Here is a 16,957-nt window from a genome sequence, read left to right on the forward strand (position 1 = left end):
TCGGATAGTTTCAGGAGGGATGGAATTGAGCACCTTTTTGTTGGAAATTGTAACGCCTGAGCGTTTGGTATTTACAGAGCAAGTGGATAGTATCATCGTTCGTGGTGTTGAAGGGGAACTGGGTATTATGCCAGGTCACATCCCTATGGTTACACCATTGCAGATCGCACCAATCATTATCAAAAACGGAAAACAGAACAAGCAGGTCGCTATTGGCGGCGGTTTTATCGAAGTCCGTAAAGATAAGGTTGTTGTCCTCGCAGAAAGTGCCGAATTCCCGGAAAGTATCGATGTGGACCGTGCGCGTGCGGCGAAAGAGCGGGCAGAACGCCGTCTCAGCAGCCAAAGCAATCAGGATCATTTTGATCACCGTCGGGCAGAGATTGCTCTGCAAAAAGCGGTTAACCGGATCAACGTATACGGCAAATAAACTGTTCATTGGAGCCTGGCGGCTTAGTCTGCCGGGCTTTTTTGAGTTTTTGGAACGTTTCCTTTTCCAGTTACAGTAAAATATATGGTCATTTTCTTCGGTTGAAGATCTTGATTTAACGGCAAATAAAGTTAATTGTATTCACCGTTTATGGGCAGTTGAATAGAATGTAGGACTAAAGTCGTGGCGATAATGATCACTGTTGGAACCATTTTTAACGACGGAAATCCAAATTATTTCCGAGGAAATGACAGGATCGATATCGAAATAACGCTCTTTTATGTCGTTTTAGTCACAAAATCCCGGCATTTTGAATTTAAAATATTATCAAAGTGGAAATCAATGTAATTGACAATGTATGATGAAAGAGCCTATATTCCATAGAGTCAGCAGATGCAGGAAGCTGCGTTGATGAATTCCATAGTCATTCACAGCCAGATTGTTGCTGCTCCGTGATTGGGCATCCAGATTTCCTGCATAGCAGGAGTAAGTCTGACAGTAGGCTCAGTACGTTGTGTTCAAGTCATTCCATTGTTCTAACAAGTTATGGATGCCAGGCATAATTATGCTGATCGCTGCAACAAATGTGGAGGTAATGAATATATGGATACTGACCTGACGAATCAGTTGAACCAGACATTAAGTACGAATGGCTTAGTTTCGATTATCGTCTCTCTTTTATGTATAGCGTTGTCGTGGTGGGCTTTGCAGAATCTCAAGCTGGATTTAATCATCAGGCAGCCACGAGGAGCACAGGGAAGACTGTTACATTTACTGTTGGCCATTATACTTGGGCATGCTGTTTCAGGCTTTGTCATTGACTATTTGTCATGGACACAAATGTTGCGCCATTTGTTTTAATGTTGAGATGGTTGGTTAATCATCTGTTAGGTTCTTCAAGCACTGTAATGTCGAATAACATCGATTAATTGTGTTAACAATTAGAGTATGAGTTGTCGGCAAAGAAATTAAGAAAAAAGTGTGACGTGCAATTGGATGAATTTGAGATGTTTTATGTAAAAATGCTTGTATCGTACAATTCAACAATGTTATGATGGAAGTTAGGGAATTCACAATTGTTCACTTATTTTGTGGTTATAAACGGGATATCCGGTTGAATCCGGCTACTAATCATCCCAATCTGTCTGTTCAGATGTTTGCTGGCCTGTAAGGCATTACATTTACAAGTCGGAGGGCATCATGCAACGCACGTGGTATCATCGATATGGATCATAAACCAATTCTTTTCTGAATAGACATCAAGGGCATTATTTGCCAGGCTATGTCGAAATTCCACACACAGCAACAGTCTTTTCTATTACAGAAGGGCTTACGTATTCCGGAATGAAGAAAAGGGAATAAAAGCGCGGAGGGAACCATGATGAGCAAATTTATCGTCCGCGGTGGCAAAAGGTTGACCGGAAGTGTCAAAGTTAGCGGCGCTAAAAATTCTGTTCTTCCGATCATCGCTGCCTCTCTCTTAGGGGAAGAAGGACAAAGCGTTATTATTGACGCTCCTCCTCTAGACGATGTGATGACGATTAACAAGGTGTTGGAATCGCTGGGAGCGGGTGTTACATACCGGGACGAAGTGATTACCGTAAATGCGGAGAAACTTACTTCCTGTGAGGCACCGTATGAATGGGTAAGTAAAATGCGGGCGTCATTTCTGGTCATGGGGCCATTGTTGACGCGTATGGGTCATACAAGAATTTCGCTTCCTGGTGGATGTGCCATCGGTACACGGCCTATTGATCAGCATTTGAAAGGTTTTGAAGCCATGGGCGCTGAGATCAGCTTGGGCCAAGGCTATATAGAAGCTCGTAGCCAAGGGCGGTTGCGTGGCGCGAAAATTTATCTAGATGTGGCTTCTGTAGGTGCCACTCAAAATATTATGATGGCTGCAACATTGGCTGAAGGTGTAACTGTTCTTGAGAACGCGGCAAAAGAACCAGAGATCGTGGATCTTGCCAACTTCCTGAATGGAATGGGTGCCAAAGTACGAGGTGCTGGAACAGGAGTCATCCGCATCGAAGGTGTGGAGAAACTGTCTGGCGTGAAGCATACCGTCATTCCGGACCGGGTTGAAGCAGGTACCTATATGGCTGCTGCTGCAATCTCCGGTGGTGATGTGTATATCGAAGGTGCGATTTCAGACCACTTGGGTTCTGTTATTGCGAAGCTGGAAGAGATGGGTGTAACCATTCATCCTGACGAGAATGGCGTTCGTGTCATTGCGGATCGTCCGCTCAAGGCTGTGGATGTGAAAACATTACCATACCCGGGTTTCCCTACCGATATGCAATCCCAAATGATGGCGCTTTTGCTTGCCTCTGAGGGAACCAGTGTTGTAACAGAGACTGTTTTTGAAAATCGCTTCATGCATGTGGATGAATTCCAATTGATGAATGCGGAGATCAAAGTTGAAGGACGTTCGTCCATCATCACGGGCAATGCCAAGCTGAAGGGTGCCAAAGTAACTGCTACCGATTTACGTGCGGGTGCCGCACTTATTATCGCGGGTCTTGTTGCTGAAGGTACAACGGAAGTGGGCGGTGTTCATCACATCGACCGTGGCTACGTACATCTCGCTGAGAAGCTTAACGGACTTGGAGCCGATATTTATCGTATTTCGGTTGAAGAGCCTAAGCTGGATGCAGTTAAAGCATCGAATGAAAAAGTCGGGGAAGAAGTACCGCTGTTCAAAGTACAACCGACCTGGGCATAACATCGAATTGGACAATAGGCGTTGCTCTCTAATATGAATCACACATCATTGTATATTGCGGATACGAGAGCATGCGTGCTGTCATTTAAATTCAGATCAAAAGCTAAGCCATCTGGCTTGGCTTTTTTTTGTGTTCAACGATCCATTGAATCAGTACCTGATTCTATTAATAGCTGGTCCTAACTTATATAGCATAACATCATATTCTGTACCAATTCTGAACAAATGAAAGAGCATGCTTTTGGAGGAACGGGTGGTACCTTATGGAACCGGATTCCGCGACAGATCAATGTTTTTTAATAATACATAGCAGAATTAAGTTAGAAATCGCCACATATGGAATGCCTTCGTTTCTCTTAAATCAGGTTCTATCAGATCCAGCCAGCTCATACCCTAAACTATGGATTTGAACAAAAGGACCGGCGCTTGACCGGCCATGGACAACGGAGGGTTATATCAAAATGAAAGAAGCCCGTGTGCAGGTTAAGGTACCTCTTGTCCCTCGTCCACTAGTGAAGGAGCCAGAAGAGATTGCTGGTTTCGGTGTGGAAAAAGACAAGCTTGCTTCAACGAACATCAGAACTGTTCCAGATGAGCCCGTAACAACATCTCCTAGACGGCCTAGCTCCCAACAGGAGTCAGCTCAACACACTGCGGCACACATACCTGTCATTGAATTAGACCAGTTTCGTCGTGTGAAGCGCCGCCGAATGCGTACGTTCGGCCGAGGCCGCAGATGGGGCAAGAACAATACTCGGTGGCAGCCAGCGGCCGCTGTATCGGCAGTGCTTGCACTTGCGCTGTTGATCCCCGCCATTCTGGTCTGGCCGCGGACGGATGATCCGGTTAAACCGATCCCTGTCCCACCAGGTACAGGCAGTGTAACGACTCCAGCACCTTCTCCAGCTGTACCTGTTACCTACCCTGAACCTCAAGTAAGGGTGTACCTGTCTGCAACCGGTACGACGATGAATCTTCCACTTGAAGATTATGTTACCGGAGTTGTCGCTGCCGAGATGCCAGCTGAGTTCAGATTGGAAGCTCTGAAGGCACAGGCCATCGCTGCAAGGACATTTATCGTGAGAAGGCTGGCAGCCAACGATACAAGCGGTGTACCTTCAGGAGAAGCCGATGTAACAGATACCGTGAGTCATCAGGTGTTCATACCACCAGAACAAGTGAAAGCGGACTGGACGCGTCTGGGGAAAGCGAAGGAATGGGAGAAGCTGCAGCAGGCTGTCCGCGAAAGCAAGGATGCTGTCATGACATATCAAGGCAAGGCGATTACCGCATCCTTTTTCTCCACAAGTAATGGGTATACTGAGAATGCAGAGGATGTATGGGGCAACCCCGTACCTTATTTACAGAGTGTAGCGAGTCCGTGGGATAAAAACCTAGCTCCGGGCTTTGAAGAAACCATAACGATGAAGCGCAGTGAGATTCTTCAAAAGTTGAATCTGGGGGCAAATGCCATCCCTGTGAGCGCGCAGCAGAGCGGTGGTTGGATGGAAGTATTGTCTACAACGGAAGGCCATCGGATCAAGGAGATACAGATTGCAGGTAAAACGTTTAGCGGACCGGAGGCTCGAAAGCTGCTTGGGCTTCGATCCAGCCAGTTCAGCTGGAAGACCGATGGAGATGAGGTTCAGATTACAACGTATGGATACGGTCATGGAGTCGGCATGAGCCAATGGGGAGCCAACGGGATGGCACAGGAAGGTCACACCGCGACCCAGATTCTCAAACACTACTACACAGGCATCTCCTTCGGACAGGCATCCAAGATGCTGGCTTCAAAGTAGGAAACATGAATACGGTTGGATAAGGATAGAGCAATAGATTATTAACAGATGTAAAACGACGAACAGATTAACAACAGTTTAACAGTGAAGTGGAACTGTGCAGTTTTCCTACTCTCGGTGTACGTTTGAGAAGCTAACGAATCTCAGAAGCGCTATATCATGACATATCACGAAATGGAGCCGATAAAGCGCCAAAAAGAGTAATTAGCGTGCCTAAGGCTCGCTAGAATTTCCAGGTTGCGGCTTTTCCATCAATAAGGCCACCTGAGTTCGTTAGAAATATTTCATTATCTAAGCATGATGTTAGAAGGAACAGTCATTAGTGCCGCGGCCTCGCCAATCTCTCATCTCACTTTAACGAACCTATGGCTCCTTAAATCGGTATTAACGAATCAAAGCCTATATCATGTTGCTTTCAGCTAATGAACTCACTTCTTAGAAGGATTGGCTATTACAGCAATCCAGGCTTCTCTACCAGCAACCCCTTCCTGAGCTTTCAAAACTTGGCTATATCAGTTGCAATTAATAGTTACACCGGAACGGAGAGAGCAGAAAAAAGCTGTAGGAGCGGAGCGTCCGCCTTTACTCCCGGATTTCACCTTTGAAGAAGGTGATAGAAAGAAATCTGGGAGTAACAGCGGCCGAAAGGTTGTTCTGCGCGCGGAGTGGTCCAGTGTAGCCCCCTTTTTCGCCTTATATAGCACTCTTTGAAAGTTCTGTGAAAATAATTAGAGTCGCGCGTGTATAAAAGAGTTGCACCCGGTAACACTTGTTACTGAGGTGATTAAGATGAATGAACAAAACAAAAAAACAGGCCAAGAAGAAACTCCTAAAACAACTCAAGGAGTACCGGCTAGCCAGCCCTCTTCATGGAAAAGAGCAATGTCCAAACGTTGGGTCTTCCCGGCAGCCTACATCGCAGCAGCAGGCATTATACTAACCTTAGTGTGGGTCTATCAGGGCACAGGCGACAAAACGCTGAACTCGGACCCTACAAGTGGGATAGTAGAAACGGGCGCATCGGGTACAGAAGGAACAGCGGTTAACGGAGAACAGGAAAGTGTGGAAGTTGTTGCAAAGTCGGAGAATTTTGTATGGCCGGTAGCGGTTCCGTCCGAAATTTCGGTAGTAAAACCTTTCTATGACAACGAAGCTTCAACTGAGGAACATGAAGCAGCGATGGTGCAGTACAATGACACATTTATTCCGAACACGGGTGTAGATCTGGCACGTGGGGATAACAAAACGTTCGAAGTCAAAGCAGCACTCGGCGGAAAAGTTACCCGGGTTGAACAAAACCCGCTGACAGGTCAAGTTGTGGAAATCACACACAGTGATAACCTCAAAACCGTATACCAAAGCCTGGCTGACGTCAAAGTGAAACAGGATGATGAAGTGAAGCAAGGAGATGCAATTGCATCGGCTGGCGTTAATGAACTGGAAAAAACGCTGGGCAACCACCTTCACTTTGAAGTTTACGAAGACGGACAACCGGTTAACCCGCAAGGATATCTTCCGGAAAAATAAATGATTTTTACCGCAGCAACATGACGGGCAGAGGGAATTCTCCTCTGCTCTTTTTGTGCTTTTCAGAAAATAATGGGACCTTCGAAGCTTGTCACACCTTTAAACCGCGAATATATAGGCATGCTCCTCATATAATGTACCAAACTATCCACACAGTAGGGAGGCGGGAGCGTGCACGATTACATCAAGGAACGGACCATAAAAATTGGTCGCTGCATTGTTGAGACGAGGAATACGGTCCGTACCATAGCCAAGGAATTCGGCGTGTCAAAGAGTACTGTGCATAAGGATCTGACGGAGCGTCTGCCGGAAATCAACCCTGATCTTGCTGACCAGGTGAAACACATTCTGGAGTATCATAAGTCCATCCGTCATTTGCGGGGCGGTGAAGCGACCAAAATTAAATACAAAAAAACAAGCGGTAAAAAACGCGAGGTGCTGGCTTCCGCTAAATCGTAGAGACCTGCGGAAAGACGTAGGCCAAAAAGCTCACACATGCATTGAATCCCTCCCCTGAAGTATGATATGTTAAAAGCTGGTACAGGATCGAATTATGACATCTTATCAGCCCGATTTTTACATATATATGTTGCACTTTGTCGAACGAGCGGTGACGTGATAAGGGACTCTTTTTCACAGGATACGCTGACCAAATAATATCACTTTGGGGGCTCTTTTATGTTTAGCAAGGATATCGGTATTGATCTTGGCACGGCAAACGTGCTTATTCACGTGAAAGGAAGTGGGGTTGTCCTCGATGAACCTTCCGTCGTGACCATTGAAAGCGATACGAAGCGGGTCCTTGCTGTTGGGGAAGAAGCGCGTCGTATGGTGGGGCGTACTCCAGGTAACATTGTTGCCATTAGACCGCTGCGTGACGGTGTTATTGCGGACTTCGAGATTACGGAAGCTATGCTTAGACATTTCATTAATCGTGTGGGGGCAAGAAGCTGGTACAGCCACCCGCGTATTCTGATCTGTGCACCAACCAACATTACTTCCGTGGAGCAGAAGGCTATCCGTGAAGCTGCTGAGCGCAGCGGTGCCAAAGAAGTATTTCTGGAAGAAGAGCCGAAAGCGGCAGCGATCGGTGCGGGGATGGATATTTTTCAGCCGAGCGGCAATATGGTCGTGGATATCGGCGGCGGAACGACTGACGTTGCAGTCCTGTCTATGGGCGACGTAGTCACCGCCTCTTCTATTAAAGTCGCAGGGGACAAGTTCGACGAAGCGATTACCAAGTTTATCAAAGCCAAATACAAACTCATGATCGGTGAACGTACAGCCGAAGATCTCAAAATTGCGATTGGTTCCGTGCATCCGGGTGGTCGTCAAACAGAGATGGACATTCGTGGTCGGGATATGGTATCCGGTTTGCCTGTTACCGTAACGGTGTCGGGAAATGAAGTGCAAGAGGCGCTATGGGATTCCGTGCAATCCATCATCGTGGCAGCCAAGTCGGTATTGGAGCGGACGCCACCAGAATTAGCGGCAGACATTATTGACCGAGGTGTCGTGTTGACAGGTGGAGGCGCTTTGCTGAACGGACTGGACGAACTGTTGTCCAATGAATTGCATGTACCGGTATGGGTTGCAGAGGATCCGATGCATTGTGTCGTGAAGGGAACTGGCATTATGCTGAATAATTTGGATCAAGTGGTTAAGAAAAAGTTCTAATCTGCCGATATAAAAAGCAAAGGTTCGCCCAAGCTCGGGAAGCAGAACGGACAAGCAGCCATCCTGTAATGCAGGACAAGCGCTTGAGGAGAGGGGTTAATACATGTTAAGAGGTCTGTACACCGCTACCGCGGGAATGATTACGCAACAACGCCGCCATGACACCGCAACGCAGAACATCGTAAATATGAACACAACGGGATATAAACAAGTGAACAGTGTAAGCCGTTCTTTCCCGGAAATGCTCATTACTTTGGTAGGCGGAGATGCCAATCTTCCGACAAAGCGGCTGGGCAAGCTGAACACAGGTGTGTTCGCGGAAGAAAGTTTGTCCATGAATTTGCAGGGAGCCATTATGGAAAGTGGGCAAAAGAGTGATTTTGCCATTTCGTCCAATCTGGCCGTGAATGATCCACAGACAGGACAACCTGTCCCGTTTGACGGTTCAGGCAAATTTGTACGAGCTGATGGCACGGTAACTTACCAACCTCAGGCGTATTTTACAGTACAGGATGCAGAAGGCAACACAAGATATACACGTGATGGTCACTTCGAGGTTACAGGAACTGGACAGCTGCTCAGCTCAACAGGTTCACAGGTTCTGGATAATAATGGACAACCTGTTGTATTGACAGGCTCGGTAGACCAATTTAAAGTGGATGAGCAAGGTCGTCTCGTCAATGCAGAGACGGGTGCACCTACAGGAGTCACATTGGGAATCAGCGTCATCGATCAACCCAACCAACTGGTACGTCAAGGCGATGGTAATTTCAGCCTGAATGATCAGAATGGAGCAACCGCTCGGATGATGGCTGCCGGTGATAATGTGCAGATCCGTCAGGGCTACCTGGAAGGTTCGAATGTGGATGCATCACAGGCAACTGTAGATATGAACGCAGCATTCCGTGCATATGAAGCGAACCAGAAGGTCGTACAATTCTACGACCGCAGTCTGGATAAAGCCGTCAATGAAGTTGGGCGTGTATAACGCCAACGTATAATATAGCCGCGTAGCGGAGAGCCAAACGCCCTTTGCGAAGCAAAGCAGAGAGGCTCACGCGAAGCGCAAGCCTAACCGCAACCGAGCTTATGTGAGGATTGCGCAGCAGTACCTTAGCGCAGCGACGGTCTCGACAGTCCTTTGCGGAGCAAAGCAAGGGAGACCACGCGGAGCGCAAAGCATAAACGCAGCCGAGCTTATGCGAGGATTGCGCAGCATTAAGCTGAGCGCAGCGACGGTCTCGACAGTCCTTTGCGAAGCAAAGCAGGGAGAGACCACGCGGAGCGCAAAGCATAAACGCAGCCGAGCTTATGCGAGGATTGCGCAGCATTAAGCTGAGCGCAGCGACGGTCTCGACAGCCCTTTGCGAAGCAAAGCAAGGAGAGACCACGCGGAGCTACACGCCGCATAAAGAGCGTGCCGGGCTATGATTCAGCCATGTGAAACTATGGCGGGAATCATAGCCCGGCAGTCGCGGCGCACACACACCACCGTCACTTAGCAAGATCGTACCCCACGCACCCACTCCGCCTGTTTTCGGGAGTCCAGAGGGCAGCGCCATCTGGGGCCCTCCCTACTAGGGAGGGTTTGGGAGGGTGGACAGGAAACAGGGAGGGTAACCACCGAATGAATAATTCCATGATTAGTGCAATGGTCTCCATGACCGGAATACAGCAGCGTCTGGATGTCATTTCCGATAATATTGCCAACGTAAATACGGCAGGCTATAAGAGTAAGCAAGCAGCCTTCGAAGATGTACTGACACGTGTGCAGCAGCAACCTGACAAGTACAAGCTGGATGGACGCTCGACCCCGATGGGATACAACCTCGGGTTTGGTGTACGTTTGGCTGATGTGACAAAGGATATGAGTCAGGGTACGCTCAATGAGACAGGTAATCCTACCGATCTGGCGATTGAAGGCAATGCGATGTTTGCCGTTGAAGCGAATGGTGAGAAAATGTGGACGCGTCAGGGTGCATTCCATTTTGTCCCTGATACAAGACCCAAAACGAATCCCAATGCGCCAGACATGATGGTATTGGTCAATGGCGAAGGCCACTTTGCATTGGATCGTCAAGGTAATCGCATTACGGCACCGAATAACAGCAAGGTTGCATTTGATGAAAAAGGCAACTTGTTGATCCGTCGTGGCAATGAAGCCAATGCAACGATTGGAGCCCAATTGCAACTCGTAGATATCGAGCGCCCGGAAGGGCTTGTGCAGTATGCGGATAATCTGTTTGGTCTGGATGCGGGTTTGACCGAGGATGATGTATTTGGAGCTAATGCAGCTACACGTGAAGCAACAGCTATGATTCGTGCAGGCTACATTGAACAATCCAACGTGGATTTGACACAGGAGATGGCATTGCTGATGCAAGGACAGCGGACCTATCAACTGGCAGCACGTGCGCTGACATCCAGTGATTCCATGGCGGGTCTTGCCAACAATATGAGAGCATAAAAGGTGAATGTGATGACAGATACACAGCAGCAGAACAGTAAGCCGGATAAGACGAAAGTCAAGAAGAAGAAGAGTGGATGGCGCATCGCAAGATGGTTTTTGGTTCCGGTCCTGCTTGTTCTTGCCCTCGCTGGCGGATTGGTGGCTGGCTACGTGGTACTGGGCAAACAGGATATCGGTTCCGTATTGCAGTGGAGTACATGGGAACATGTATATGATTTGGTGTTCGCTCCGTAGATGAACGATATATGCAAAACTCCTGCGCAGGCAGGAGTTTTCTTTTTGGTGTTGAAAACAGTATAATGATGGATGACGTTTGACGTCAAAAGAGGCCTCCCCTGCGAAAGACATTCGTCATCGCGAAGAGAGACCCCTTATCTCAACCTTCACTACTGCAGTCATGAAGGATATAACTAGTGTTAACCGAAAATATGCTTTCCATACAACATTAAAATTAAAAACCCATTTATATGAGTTTTTGACTTTGTCATGTTGGAATTGACCTTGCAGCACCGAAGTAAGTGGAGGGAACGGAATCGTTCAGAAGAAGCGAAGCGCTCGCCTTTGTCACCGAATTTTGACCTCTCTGAGGTTGATCAAAAAAATTCGGTGACAACAGCGATCAGAAGGACGATCCGTAACCGTAACGACCATCGTAGTGCTAAGAGTCAATCCATGATGGAGAATTCTCATATAAACATCCCGAGAGGAGATTATACTGTGCTCGATATCAAACAGATCCAAGAAATTATTCCACACCGTCCCCCGTTTCTGCTGGTGGACAAGATTTTAGAGATAGAGGATGGCAAACGTGCCGTTGGTTTGAAAAATGTAACCATTAATGAACCTTTCTTCATTGGTCATTTTCCAGAGTATCCGGTAATGCCGGGTGTGTTGATTACAGAAGCACTGGCACAGGTTGGTGCAGTAGCCATTCTTAATTTGGAAGGCAACAAAGGCAAAATTGGCTTTTTGGCGGGACTGGATAATTTCCGATTCCGTGGACAAGTTGTGCCTGGAGATACGTTGATGCTGGAAGTGGAGATTACGCGTCTCAAAGGTTCAATTGGTAAAGGCAAGGCTACAGCCAAAGTAGGCGACAAAGTGGTAGCTGAAGGCGAAATCATGTTCGCACTGTCTGACCCAAGCTAAGGATTGTATAGTTCAGCATTTAATTGAATTTTATATAGAAGGAAGGGGTTTGCAGGAATGGAACAGTTAAGCACAACAGCAGCACAAACATTGCAGCAGTGGTTGGAGGATGCTTCGATTGATGAAGCGACGAAACAGGAGCTTCGTGATTTGCAGGATCAGCCGAAAGAGCTGGAGGATCGTTTCTACAGAAATCTGGAGTTTGGTACAGGTGGATTGCGTGGTGTGATCGGAGCGGGAAGCAACCGGATGAACCGTTATACCGTGGGTCGTGCAACGCAAGGGTTTGCCCGTTATTTGCTGGAGCAGCATGGCGACAAAGAAGGTAAACCTTCTGTAGTGATCGCACATGATTCCCGTCATTTCTCACCTGAGTTCACACTGGATGCTGCCCTGGTTCTGGCTGGAAATGGCATTGTGGCTAAGTTGTTTACTTCCCTGCGTCCTACGCCTCAGCTTTCCTTCAGTGTACGTCATCTGCAAGCTACCGGCGGTATTGTGGTGACGGCGAGTCATAATCCTCCTGAATACAATGGCTACAAAGTGTACAACCACGAGGGTGGCCAACTGGTACCACACGAAGCAGAGAAAGTCATTCAATACATTCAGGAAGTTCCTTCCATCACGGATGTGAAAAAGCTGACACAGGAAGAAGCCGAAGCTCAAGGATTGCTCGTATGGCTTGGGGAAGAGGAGGATCAGGCATTTGTTGATACCGTTGCCAGCCTAAGTCTCAGTCGTGACCTGATTCAATCCGGCGTCGGCCGTGATTTCAAAATCGTCTTCACTCCACTGCACGGAACAGGTAATGTGCCTGTACGTCGTGTGTTGGAACAGATCGGTTTTGAGCAGGTTCACATTGTCGCAGAACAAGAACAGCCTGATGCTGAATTTTCCACAGTGAAATCCCCTAACCCTGAAGAGCGCGAAGCATTTACGCTTGCAATGAAGCTGGGTGAATCTGTGGGTGCGGACATTCTGATCGGTACAGATCCGGATGCAGACCGCATGGGTGCAGTAGTGAAAGACAAGGATGGCAAGTATTTCGTACTGTCGGGTAACCAATCCGGAGCTATCATGGTGCATTATGTGTTGAGTCGTTTGCAAGAGACAGGTAAACTGCCGAAGAACAGTGCAGTTGTCAAAACGATTGTAACAAGCGAGATGGGAGCGGTCATTGCTGAGCATTACGGTGCAGAAGTGATGAACACCCTGACAGGCTTTAAATATATCGGTGAAAAAATGAACCAGTTTGAAGCAACCGGCAGTCATACGTTCTTATTCGGTTATGAGGAGAGCTACGGCTACCTGGCAGGCAGCTACGCACGTGACAAGGATGCAGTCCTGGCTGCAATGCTGATTGCTGAAGCAGCTGCTTATTATAAAAACCAAGGCAAAACACTCTATGATGTCCTGCAAGAGCTGTACAGCCAATTCGGATATTTCCTAGAGAAGCTGGAGTCCCGTACGCTGAAAGGCAAGGATGGCGTAGCTCAAATTCAGGCGAAAATGACCGACTGGCGTTCTAATCCGCCACAAGAAGTAGCTGGCATCGCTGTACAAGATGTGCTGGATTACTCCCTTGGCTTGGATGGCTTGCCGAAAGAGAACGTTCTGAAATTTATTTTGGCAGACGGATCATGGTTCTGCCTGCGTCCTTCGGGAACAGAACCGAAGATCAAAGTGTACTTCGCCGTGCGCGGAGAGAACCTGGAAGACGCGGAAAGCCGTATCGAACGTTTGGCTACTACGGTGATGACGCGTGTAGACGCACAATAAATACGTATGAAGTACTGAGCAAGAACATGAGAAAGCCTCTCCGCACCGTAAGGTTGGTTGGCGGAGGGGCTTTTCTTTTAGGTAAAAAGGGTAAATGTCTACTTCTATTTTGGATGAATTGCGGATAGATGCACGTTTGTTAACACAAGCTGTTTGTATCCGGTATTTATTCACTATTTTGCAATGAAAATCATGAGCTGAACGTGCATTTGGTTCCAACACTTGAGGAGGTACATGTAGTGCGTCAAAAATGGCTTTATTGGAATACCGCTTCACGGAAGTGGCTGTGGATTGTTGTCATTATCGGTTTGATTGCTTCCATCCCTGTCATCAGTGATCGGGTGCAGACGGAATCTTCCGCCAAAAAGGTGGAGCTTGTCTTCAATTACCGGGGTCTATTGGATATCTCGGCTTATCAGGCCCATCCGCAAGACTTCATGAACGAACAACTGACTCGGTTGAAAGACGCCGGAGTGACAACCATGGCGGTGTTCGAAAGTACACTGGATGAGTTGAAGAAGTCCCGCCGTCTGATGGTATATAACGGGCAGGACCTTGCTAACATGACCAAAAATGTCATTCCTGCTAACGATAATTACACGTATGTGTTATTCACAAATGAGGAAAATGCACAAACGTATACCCCTATCATTGAACAAACGTTCGCCGATCGGGAGATTCCTGTGCTTCCATGGGAATATGAAGGTCGTAGCGGCTTAATATTGCAGACTCCACCGGAGAACGCCAACATGCAGCCTTTGCAGCCAGATCCGGTTGCCGTGAAGATGCTGCGTGATAAAGGATTTTACATTTTGCCACGGATCTCAGACAGTGTGCCTTATAATCAGGAATCCATGGAACGCCTGCTTACCTTCTTCGAAGAGAATGGGGTAAAGCGCATCTTGTTTGATGGTGATGCTGTGAAAGGGTACAATGATAATGCAGAGATGAAGAGTATCGATATGTTTGCCCAGTTGCTGAACAAGCACCATATTGGACTGGCGGCTATTGAGAATTTGAAGAAACCACAATCCGGTTTTGAGACTCTCTCCTATAAAATTGACTACAATGTAACTCGTCTGTACTCCTTAAGTGACGGGGATGCCAATCTGGATGTAGACACCATTGCTGACCGTTTTGTTTTGGCTACCAAAGACCGCAACATTCGTATGATCTATATGAATGCTTCGCCAAGTCGGAATACGGCCAAAGCCATGATCACCAATCCGATTGATAACCTGATCAACAGTTTGGGTGAGCCTGGTCATGCAATTGAACGTATGGGCAAACATGGCTTCGAATTGGGACAAGCTGAAGCATTCACGGTGAAAGATTCTTCTATTCAGCGTTATGCCAAGCTGGTTGCCCTGATTGGTGCAATCGCAATGATTACGCTTATGGTTTCATATTTTGTGCCACTGCTGACATTGCTGGTATTTGCGCTGGCTCTGGTGGGCAGTGCCGGGTTATTCTTGCTCAAACCGACGTTGCTGGAACAAGGAATTGCCTTGCTGGTCGCAATTAGCGCGCCGACCATCGCGATGGTGCTGGCGGTTCGTACAGTGAACTATCAGCAACAACGTCAGCCAGACGCGCCTGCGGGTCGTCGTTTAGCGCAAACGTTATTCTTATATGTAAGAACATCGATTCTTTCGTTCCTGGCGGTACCTTTTGTCATCGCATTGCTGAACAGCATTACGTACAGTCTGGTGATTAACCAGTTCCGAGGCGTGAGTCTGTTGCACTTTGCACCTATGGCGCTGGTAGCAATTTATATTGTGTTTTACCGTGGTTCGGGTACGTTCTCTATTAAGCAAATTAAGAACCTGCTTCGTACTCCGATCACCGTTGTGATGGTTGTATTGGCACTTGTTGCTGCCGTTGTTGGGTATTACTATTTGAGTCGTACAGGCAACTCGGGTTCGGTTACGCCATTCGAGATGTTCCTGCGTGTGGTTTTGGAAGACACGTTCGGCGTGCGACCAAGATTCAAAGAATTTATGCTGGGACACCCGCTGTTTATCGTTGGCGTGTTCGCCGCTTTAAAATATCGTAAAGTCATCTTTGTGCTCATTATTGCAGCAATTGGACAATTGTCCATGGTGGATACGTTCGCGCATATCCATACGCCAGCTGTATTGTCACTCATTCGTGGAGTGATGGGATTGGGACTTGGCTTAATCTTCGGTATCGTTGCTGTGGGTGTGTGGCAAGTAGCGGAAGGATGTTGGAAAAAATGGTCACCACTTCTCAAAAGTTAGTCATCTCGGGATATTACGGTTTCCGCAACAGCGGAGACGAAGCAGTACTAAAGTCAATTTTGACGGCGCTGGAAGAGGAGAGTCACAGATCGAATGTCACGATTGAGCCGATTGTGCTCTCCGGTGACCCGGAGTCGACCACTTCAATGTACGGTGTACGTTCAGTACATCGGATGAAGTTGAAGGAGGTTCGCGAAGCGATCAAGGAAAGTGATGGTTTAATTAGCGGAGGAGGAAGTCTGCTGCAGGATGCAACCGGACTGAAATCCATCCCTTACTACCTGGGTGTCATCAAACTGGCCCAGTGGTTGAAAAAACCAACATTTATCTATGCGCAGGGCATTGGACCTGTAAATCGTAAAATTTTCAATCCAATGATTCGTTCAGTCTTCAAGGCCTGTAATTATGTATCTGTACGTGATGAACAATCTGCTGAATATTTGCGCGGGCTCGGATTGCAGTGGAATCAGATTCATGTGGTCCCTGACCCGGTGATGGGTCTGCCACTGCCTGAAGCCAAAGTGGAAGAAGTAAGTTCAGTCGCGGTTAATGCTCAAGGAGCAAGCGTTCATACCAAACTCCCGGTGATCGGCGTTTCGGTACGTTTCTGGGAGTCGGATCGTAAAGAGCTTACAGCCATTGCTGCTGGACTTAAGAAGCTTTGCTCCAAAAAGGCCGTTCACTTGCGCTTTATGCCGTTTCACTTACCGATTGATGAACAGGCTTCAAGGTTTGTCATGGAAATGCTCGGTGATTTGGGGAACAAAGGTAGCGAGGTCAGCATTACCAAGGATCTCACTGATCCCCAACTGATGCTTCAGGAAGTCAGCAATTGTGATGTCGTTATCGGCATGCGTCTGCACAGTCTGATCTATGCAGCTTCACAGTATGTTCCACCCGTTGGTATCTCGTATGATCCGAAGATTGATCAGTTCATGCTGCGTCTGGATAGTGAAACCGTGGGCAGTACGGATGCGCTGGATGGGGATAAACTGGCGAAGACAGTGGCTAACCTGTTGGATCAGCGTTCACAGTGGCTGAAGGAACATGAAGAAGGCATTACCGAATTGAAGCAGGAAGCCAAAGTGCCTGCTCAGCAAATTATTAAATATTTAGGCCGCAAAGGGTGAAATA

At 47.5% G+C, this 16,957-nt stretch carries 15 protein-coding genes; 14 read left to right on the forward strand and 1 reads right to left on the reverse strand.

The features are described 5' to 3' along the window. Positions 1-25 precede the first annotated feature (25 nt). From gpAD87_RS27225 to gpAD87_RS27260, 8 genes are all read left to right on the forward strand, one after another. Positions 26-430, forward strand: a complete 405-nt coding sequence (locus gpAD87_RS27225) for a F0F1 ATP synthase subunit epsilon (protein ID WP_062321712.1) — start codon at positions 26-28, stop codon at positions 428-430. Between the two features lie 603 nt (positions 431-1,033). Further along, positions 1,034-1,291, forward strand: a complete 258-nt coding sequence (locus gpAD87_RS27230) for a DUF1146 family protein (RefSeq protein WP_062321714.1) — start codon at positions 1,034-1,036, stop codon at positions 1,289-1,291. Positions 1,292-1,811: 520 nt separating this feature from the next. Further along, entirely contained in the window at positions 1,812-3,158 is a 1,347-nt protein-coding gene (gene murA / locus gpAD87_RS27235) for a UDP-N-acetylglucosamine 1-carboxyvinyltransferase (RefSeq protein WP_083678749.1), read from the forward strand. A 461-nt stretch (positions 3,159-3,619) separates the two neighbouring features. Continuing rightward, positions 3,620-4,960, forward strand: a complete 1,341-nt coding sequence (gene spoIID, locus gpAD87_RS27240) for a stage II sporulation protein D (protein WP_064641896.1) — start codon at positions 3,620-3,622, stop codon at positions 4,958-4,960. A gap of 789 nt (positions 4,961-5,749) precedes the next feature. Beyond that, positions 5,750-6,487, forward strand: a complete 738-nt coding sequence (locus tag gpAD87_RS27245; RefSeq protein WP_064641897.1) for a M23 family metallopeptidase — start codon at positions 5,750-5,752, stop codon at positions 6,485-6,487. A 171-nt stretch (positions 6,488-6,658) separates the two neighbouring features. Further along, complete coding sequence (spoIIID, locus tag gpAD87_RS27250; protein WP_024632710.1) at positions 6,659-6,946, forward strand: sporulation transcriptional regulator SpoIIID; 288 nt, start codon at positions 6,659-6,661, stop codon at positions 6,944-6,946. Between the two features lie 219 nt (positions 6,947-7,165). Continuing rightward, complete coding sequence (locus gpAD87_RS27255; RefSeq protein ID WP_063567732.1) at positions 7,166-8,164, forward strand: rod shape-determining protein; 999 nt, start codon at positions 7,166-7,168, stop codon at positions 8,162-8,164. 103 nt (positions 8,165-8,267) lie between these two features. Next, complete coding sequence (locus tag gpAD87_RS27260; RefSeq protein ID WP_064641898.1) at positions 8,268-9,152, forward strand: flagellar hook-basal body protein; 885 nt, start codon at positions 8,268-8,270, stop codon at positions 9,150-9,152. Positions 9,153-9,561: 409 nt separating this feature from the next. Here gpAD87_RS27260 and gpAD87_RS32000 read toward each other — a convergent pair whose 3' ends face one another. Then, entirely contained in the window at positions 9,562-9,726 is a 165-nt protein-coding gene (locus gpAD87_RS32000) for a hypothetical protein (protein WP_157258581.1), read from the reverse strand. Positions 9,727-9,791: 65 nt separating this feature from the next. Between gpAD87_RS32000 and gpAD87_RS27265 the strand changes: the two genes are divergently transcribed. The 6 genes from gpAD87_RS27265 to csaB all read left to right on the forward strand — a co-directional run bounded on the left by gpAD87_RS27265 (position 9,792) and on the right by csaB (position 16,953). Beyond that, a complete protein-coding gene (locus gpAD87_RS27265; RefSeq protein ID WP_064641899.1) occupies positions 9,792-10,631 on the forward strand; it encodes a flagellar hook-basal body protein in 840 nt (279 codons plus the stop codon). A 12-nt stretch (positions 10,632-10,643) separates the two neighbouring features. Next, positions 10,644-10,868, forward strand: a complete 225-nt coding sequence (locus tag gpAD87_RS27270; protein ID WP_024632706.1) for a DNA-directed RNA polymerase subunit beta — start codon at positions 10,644-10,646, stop codon at positions 10,866-10,868. Between the two features lie 483 nt (positions 10,869-11,351). After that, positions 11,352-11,783 (forward strand): 3-hydroxyacyl-ACP dehydratase FabZ, encoded by a 432-nt coding sequence (fabZ, locus tag gpAD87_RS27275; RefSeq protein WP_064641900.1) that lies wholly within the window; start codon positions 11,352-11,354, stop codon positions 11,781-11,783. 57 nt (positions 11,784-11,840) lie between these two features. Continuing rightward, positions 11,841-13,562: a phospho-sugar mutase gene (locus gpAD87_RS27280; protein WP_064641901.1), complete on the forward strand. Its 1,722-nt coding sequence runs from the start codon at positions 11,841-11,843 to the stop codon at positions 13,560-13,562. A 239-nt stretch (positions 13,563-13,801) separates the two neighbouring features. Then, on the forward strand, positions 13,802-15,823 hold the full coding sequence (locus gpAD87_RS27285) for a DUF5693 family protein (RefSeq protein WP_064641902.1): 2,022 nt from the start codon (positions 13,802-13,804) through the stop codon (positions 15,821-15,823). Beyond that, entirely contained in the window at positions 15,799-16,953 is a 1,155-nt protein-coding gene (gene csaB / locus gpAD87_RS27290) for a polysaccharide pyruvyl transferase CsaB (RefSeq protein WP_064641903.1), read from the forward strand. Before gpAD87_RS27285 ends, csaB begins: the two co-directional genes overlap by 25 nt. Positions 16,954-16,957 lie beyond the last annotated feature (4 nt).

It is taken from the genome of Paenibacillus sp. AD87 (assembly GCF_001659845.1).
GTDB classification, from domain to species: Bacteria; Bacillota; Bacilli; order Paenibacillales; family Paenibacillaceae; genus Paenibacillus; species Paenibacillus marchantiae.